Origin of the sequence: Psychrobacter sp. PP-21, assembly GCF_033790785.1 — a bacterium.
Lineage (GTDB): Bacteria > Pseudomonadota > Gammaproteobacteria > Pseudomonadales > Moraxellaceae > Psychrobacter.
Window position 1 is genome coordinate 1 of record NZ_JAMYEB010000034.1, and the last position, 6,104, is coordinate 6,104.

Genomic DNA, 6,104 nt, shown 5'->3' on the forward strand with positions numbered 1-6,104 from the left:
TAAATCAGATAACGTATTTCTATACAAAGTTATTGTTAGAGTTCTAACGATCTAATAAGCTATCATTCTCTTTAACTGGTTAAATAAATAACTCTTTTAAATAACTTATCTAATGTTTATACCCACTTTATAAGTCGTATTTAGAAATAGATTAAGCCATCTATTGTCTTTGTATATCTAATACCAAACCAAATCAATCTATTCAGATAACGTCTATTTGCTAGCTATAAACCATGGCCAGCCTCAAAACTTAGAAACCTCGCTAAACTTAGAAATTTTCACATTTCAGACATGAATCAGACGTTCCAATATAGGCACAGGCTGATCATTGAGAAAAATAGCATTTAGCTACGTGAAAAGTAACAATCTAAACATCAATAAGTAGTCTATAGACGGCATATAGCTATACAGCTACATGGAAAACAACACTTCTGTATCTTCGCTAACAATAGTGTATATACACATCGTAATCTGCATCAAAAGTGACGTTAGGAACGGTATTGCCGATGTATGAACAAGAAAAAGTCTATTTAAGATGGTAAGGAAGCACTATCAACGTGAAAAGTGATGCTAGAAACGATACTGCTAGTGTATGAGTAGGAAAAAGTCTATTTAAGACGGTATGAGAGTATTAGCTACGTGAAAAATAACATATTAAGCAGGAACAAGAACGATTCTATACCTACAGCAAAAAAAATCGCTACTGACTGAAAATATATACTTCATAATTTTGACTGAGAACAGAGTTAAACAGACGGATAGAACGCTAATAGAGCATCAAAAGTGTCGTTCGGAACAAGGAGAGTGCAATAGCTACGTCAAAAGTAACAGTTGAAGCCTGAAGACTCACTTTCTAGGCATGAAAAGATGCAGTTTAGGCTGCAAAACCTACTAAAGAGACGGAAGGGGTATGACAGGCTGTTTTTCTGATTATAAGTCTGCGATTACCAAGGAAAATTGAGAAAATTAGGGTCAAAAATAGAGAAAATGACACGAAAATAGGGGTATTTCACCAAAAATAGCTATAAGTCCGACTTCTGCCAAAAATAATAGCCTACTAATCCAGAATCAGGCTGTCTTCATTGTATATGTGATCATAAACTGCTTTATGAAGTTATTAAGCCAGCAGTCCCAAGTGCGCCCATTTTCACTATCGTTCTAATGGCGCCCTCGGGTGCTGGTAAGGGGGAAAAAGCCCCCCTTAACCCCCAAAATCAAAAGCCGTCGAGATCACTATGAATGCCACCAAGTCACCTAAGTCTGGTATTAAAGAACAAAGAAAAATTGAGCTAACGCTCAGAGTTAATTCGTATGAGCACGAATTAATAAAGAAGCGTCAGACCGAAAGAACAATGAGTCGATGGCTCAGAAATCTAGCTCTAAAATCAACACCAATATCTATAGCCGACCCTAATTTAATTCGTCAACTTGGACGAATTGGTTCTAATCTAAATCAAGTAGCAAGACGTGTGAACACTGATAAGGAATTAGATAAGCAGGTGCTAAACGAGATAACCGCTATTAGAAAGTTAATGCATGAGTTAATAAATCAGAATCTAAAAGACGCAAGGAAGGCGGACGATGATTGTTAAATTTCATGACCATGGAAAAGGTCCTGCGAGTGGTGCGACTAATTATTTGTTGAAAGAACGTGACAAATCTTCTGACAATCCAGAATCTAAACCTTTACCGTTGAAGAAGCGTGAACATGCGCGTGTGCTGAGCGGTGATCCTGTTCTTACTGAGCAACTGATCAATACCACTCCTTATAAACAAAAATACAAAAGCGGTGTTCTCTCTTTCGAGAAGCGTGCTAATGAGCTAACAGAAAAGCAGAAATTTGAGATCATGAAAAAATTTGAGGAGGTGATTTTCTGCGGACTGGAGCGTGATCAGTACGATATTCTATGGATTGAACATGCCGATAAAGATATTGATGAGGCACATCCAGTCGGTCGCTTAGAGCTAAACTTTCTGATTCCAGGACAGGAACTGCGAAGCGGTAAAAGGTTACAACCTTTTTATGCAGGAGCTGATTTGGTTAGGGTTGATGCTTTTAAAGATGTTGTTAATTACGAGTATAAATTGGCCGATCCAAATGAGCCTAAGCGCGCGCGATTGACTAATTCGCACTCAGAAAATTCTGCACCACCCTCAGCTTATATTACAAAAGGCTATGACCGCCAAGCTGCTAAAAAAGACGCTGAAATCATTAAGAATCCACCGAATCGTGAGGTATTACGTGAGGCTATCAATCGAAGAATGGAATACGATTTTAATATAGAACAGATTAAGTCTCGTGAAGGCGTATTGCTAAGTTTGAGACGGCTCGGACTAAAAGTAGAGCGTGCAAACAGTGAAAGTTGCATCTCAGTAAGCTGTAAAAACCTGAGAAATAAAAAGGGTGAGCCTATACATTTAAGGCTTAAAGGTGATATATACAAAAAAGATTTTGATGCTAATAAGAAGCAGGAGCATACGATAGAAGCAGCACAAAGAGCTTATGTGTCACGATTACCGAGAGAGTATGAGCGTAATAAAAGGACCTTAGCTAAAGGCATTGAGATAAAAGAGAAGTATCACGCAGGTTTATACAAAGACGCAGAGCTGCCAGAGCCGTTAAAATTGAACATCGTTGACATACCCCTAGAGATCATCAAAGAGCAGCCAGAACGCGAACCTACGCGTCCAAGCAAGCATTTAGATACACCAACTACGGGCTTTTAACTACTGAGAATGGGGTTGTTTGATTAGGAATACTTTTAGTAAGGTTGCATTCATCGTTTCTCGTCAATGAGGCTCTTACTATTTTTTCTTGCGTTTGAATGTTGGTTTTATAGAAACCATTTTCTGTCTATTTTTTTTCCATAAGCTAGGATGAGTACTTTTGAGCTGACCTACCTTAGAGTTAAGACTCTCCCAATCACTATTATAGTCAGCAAAGTTTTTCTCAACATCAAATCGTAAAGAAAGTTTGTGTATAGCAGCTCGAATTTTTAGCCTCCTATCCTTGTGGATCGTAGGCTTTCGCGAATCCACGGTAAAACCAGTTATAGTTTTACCTGTACCATTAACAGAGGGACAGAAAATTTCTTGCTTGGCTCTATTGAGTCGATGGTTTTTACTGTAGAGCATGGTACAAATTTTAGATATAAAATCTGCTTTTTGATTCTGTGTTAAAGGCCGTGAGCTCGAAATTGTTATATCGTCAACATATCTACTATAAGCAATTTGTTGGTTGGCCAATGCTTTAACCAGCAGTGGCTCTTTATCGTAAAAAACTAGCTGTGCAAGATAGCCACTAGTCTTCCAACCTTGAGGAAGCTGGTCTTTATATGTCGTTAACTGAGTTAGGATGTCAGCAATATCAGGCTCCATACGAAAGAAACCTTGCCAGATACTACGGATATTCTCATAGTCACAATTGGGAAAAAAGCTCTTTATATCTTCTGATATAACCACAGATTTACTGCAATGAAAGGCAGCATGAGTTCTACAGCTTCGAGGATTTATAAGGTCTGCAACGCCACCTTGCATGTAGATGGGATAAAATACTTTTTTAAGGAGTCTATCTAGAATTTTTTGATGAATGGCTTTTAGCTTAGGTCTTGCATTATGAGTTTCTCTCACCTCGCCATTAGGTTTGATAATCTTTTTCCCTGGACACCAGTATTTGTCTTTGTTCGCAAGTATATACTCTAAATTCTTGACTGTTGTTCCTAACAATTTAGCTAATGAGCTAATATTTGCAACTGGTGTGACATTAGGCAGAGGAGTAAAACTCATTATTTAAGCTTCAACCAACGAATAGATTGTTTCAGTTAAAGCTTCAATCTGTTTATCTGTAATTTCCGAAATAGATTCTTGTTTATCAGCTAAAAACACAAGGATGCTTATAGGTACTTGTAATGTACCAGCTATTGATTCTAAGTTTGATAGGGTTGGTTGGCGCTTGTCTTGTTCTATTAAAGACAAATATGATTCAGATATATTTGATGAATCACTCAGTTGTAACTGCGTCATACCTTTCAGTTTTCGACACTTTCTTATAACACTGCCGATTTTCATAGTCTTAACCTTATGTGAGTGATAAGGTCTGCTGTGCTACATTGGCAGATTATCGCTATTTTCACTAATAAACTTGATTAGCCTCATTATGCTAGGTATATAAGATATTCCTCTACCTAATATTTCTAAGGCTTTAGTTTTATAGTTCACTTCTTCCGAAGACAAGTTCTCGATTATTAAGTCGAGATCCTGTATAGCTTCTTCAATCTTTCGATTAGCACTGGGCTCTAACGTATCATGCGTAGTTGCTTGGATATCAGCAAGCTGATCTCGCAACTGTCTTAAAAGATCTTTATCGTTCATGTTGTTTATTCTCTGACAGTACGAAGTTGTACCAGTCGACAATACAATTAAACCTGAGAGAAACAACGTTAGAGCGCCACAAACCTTATACTATGGCGAAGCCTCAGTCGAACTGTTAACCAAATGACTAATGTGAAAGGCCAAAAGAGTTAATATTCAAGGAGAGGTATTCGAGTCTTCCAGCTATAAAAATAGCGGCTGAAATCAGCCAATTACGGGGTTTAATTAATCGATAATAGCTTTTAAAACGCATATAGACGAAACGTCTATTCTTGCGTCATATTATCTATAACTTTACTGAGAGTCAAGTTTGCTATTGTAACATCGAATACATGTTTGATTATTTGAAGCACTAATAATCAAGATACTCTTGAATAGGACGCCTGTTAAATTGTGAAGCATCTTTTTTCAGGCGATTCATCATTTCAAGCTCCCATACCTTAGTATCCTGCCCTGCTGGACTAGTAGAGCTCACAAGATGGTTGTAGTCTGCTATAAATTGAGGGTTGCGAGCGATACGTCCTAGCTGTTTGTCACTCAAACCTTTCACTGTGAACAAATCACCGTTCTCTGCATTTGTACCTAACAGCCCATCAATTTTCTTTTTCTGACTCTTATCTTTGTTCACTTTAATGTAGAATGTGAAGGCCACAATGTTACGACCTTCTTTATGTTGTTCGTAAGACGCTGTGATGTTCGTATTGTCATTAATCTCTCTAATAGCATGGTCTAGCACCCGTTTTTTGAAGTTCCCCATAGTTTTATATTGATGATCTTCAATCCCTAAACGTGCGCGTAAATCTTCAATTTTAATTTTCGGAGTCTTACGTACGCTAAACCACTGCATCAAGATCTCGAATATGCGTAAAGCATAAATACTACTTAAATCTTTTATCTGCTTTAGTTCATACTCTGTATATTTCTCGCTAAGTCTAGTTATAAGTGGAATAACATCACTTCCAAACATCACCTCAATGTAGCCACCGCCTTCACTATATGATGCACGTTGTACGAATCTAGAATGGTTAACCTTAGTATTTCCTCTAGCATCCTTGTCTGTCCAAACAAACTCACTTTCATAAAGACTCTCACAGGCAGACTTTAATGAACGATAAGAAGTTGTTTTGTCACATCCAAAATGTTTCTGATAGTCAGAAGCTTTAATACGATGTACACCTCCAACCTTAGACATAACTCCTTGATCTCTTGCTTCAATGATAGCCAGTATAATTACACGTTGGGCTACTAAATTTATTGTATACGCAGCTTCATTTAGCGCATTAGCCTTACTAACCAACTTATTATCCGACATAATTCATTGCCCCAATATTAATATGCATACAATACTAATATAATGTATATATATATACAAGCTTATATCACAAGTATATATATGGGTGTATAAACGTATATATATGGGTGTATAAACGTATATATATGGGTGTATAAACGTATATATATGGGTGTATAAACGTATATATATAAGCTCTGAAACCCTTTTGTTATAGAGCTTGCGGGATTCCTAAAAGCTTTTAAAAGTACCTAAAAGCATTAAAAACCTTTTTTGGTTATTATTAATCAACAAAAGAGCAAACAGAGTCGTTTCTAAATCAGATAACGTATTTCTATACAAAGTTATTGTTAGAGTTCTAACGATCTAATAAGCTATCATTCTCTTTAACTGGTTAAATAAATAACTCTTTTAAATAACTTATCTAATGTTTATACCCACT

The 6,104-nt window shown here is 36.8% G+C and carries 6 protein-coding genes; 2 read left to right on the forward strand and 4 right to left on the reverse strand.

All coding sequences use genetic code 11. From position 1 onward, the window contains the following. Positions 1 to 1,235: 1,235 nt before the first annotated feature. Entirely contained in the window at positions 1,236 to 1,592 is a 357-nt protein-coding gene (locus tag NJD71_RS13195) for a MobC family plasmid mobilization relaxosome protein (protein ID WP_319052370.1), read from the forward strand. Further along, positions 1,582 to 2,727, forward strand: coding sequence for a relaxase (locus NJD71_RS13200; protein WP_319052372.1), 1,146 nt, complete (start codon positions 1,582 to 1,584; stop codon positions 2,725 to 2,727). Before NJD71_RS13195 ends, NJD71_RS13200 begins: the two co-directional genes overlap by 11 nt. A gap of 78 nt (positions 2,728 to 2,805) precedes the next feature. Here the strand turns inward: NJD71_RS13200 and NJD71_RS13205 are convergent, their stop codons facing one another. The 4 genes from NJD71_RS13205 to repM form a co-directional block, all read right to left on the reverse strand. Next, the gene (locus tag NJD71_RS13205; RefSeq protein WP_319052373.1) at positions 2,806 to 3,786 is read right to left on the reverse strand and encodes a reverse transcriptase family protein; all 981 of its coding nucleotides are present in this window, start codon (positions 3,784 to 3,786) and stop codon (positions 2,806 to 2,808) included. A 3-nt stretch (positions 3,787 to 3,789) separates the two neighbouring features. Beyond that, on the reverse strand, positions 3,790 to 4,068 hold the full coding sequence (locus NJD71_RS13210; RefSeq protein WP_319052374.1) for a helix-turn-helix domain-containing protein: 279 nt from the start codon (positions 4,066 to 4,068) through the stop codon (positions 3,790 to 3,792). A 36-nt stretch (positions 4,069 to 4,104) separates the two neighbouring features. Beyond that, the gene (locus NJD71_RS13215; protein ID WP_319052375.1) at positions 4,105 to 4,371 is read right to left on the reverse strand and encodes a hypothetical protein; all 267 of its coding nucleotides are present in this window, start codon (positions 4,369 to 4,371) and stop codon (positions 4,105 to 4,107) included. A 352-nt stretch (positions 4,372 to 4,723) separates the two neighbouring features. Further along, on the reverse strand, positions 4,724 to 5,683 hold the full coding sequence (gene repM / locus NJD71_RS13220) for a replication initiation protein RepM (RefSeq protein ID WP_319052376.1): 960 nt from the start codon (positions 5,681 to 5,683) through the stop codon (positions 4,724 to 4,726). Positions 5,684 to 6,104 lie beyond the last annotated feature (421 nt).

Coding starts and splice junctions, on each gene's coding strand:
- NJD71_RS13195 (WP_319052370.1), top strand. CDS start 1,236: ATGAATGCCACCAAGTCACCTAAGTCTGGTATTAAAGAACAAAGAAAA.
- NJD71_RS13200 (WP_319052372.1), top strand. CDS start 1,582: ATGATTGTTAAATTTCATGACCATGGAAAAGGTCCTGCGAGTGGTGCG.
- NJD71_RS13205 (WP_319052373.1), bottom strand. CDS start 3,786: ATGAGTTTTACTCCTCTGCCTAATGTCACACCAGTTGCAAATATTAGC.
- NJD71_RS13210 (WP_319052374.1), bottom strand. CDS start 4,068: ATGAAAATCGGCAGTGTTATAAGAAAGTGTCGAAAACTGAAAGGTATG.
- NJD71_RS13215 (WP_319052375.1), bottom strand. CDS start 4,371: ATGAACGATAAAGATCTTTTAAGACAGTTGCGAGATCAGCTTGCTGAT.
- repM (WP_319052376.1), bottom strand. CDS start 5,683: ATGTCGGATAATAAGTTGGTTAGTAAGGCTAATGCGCTAAATGAAGCT.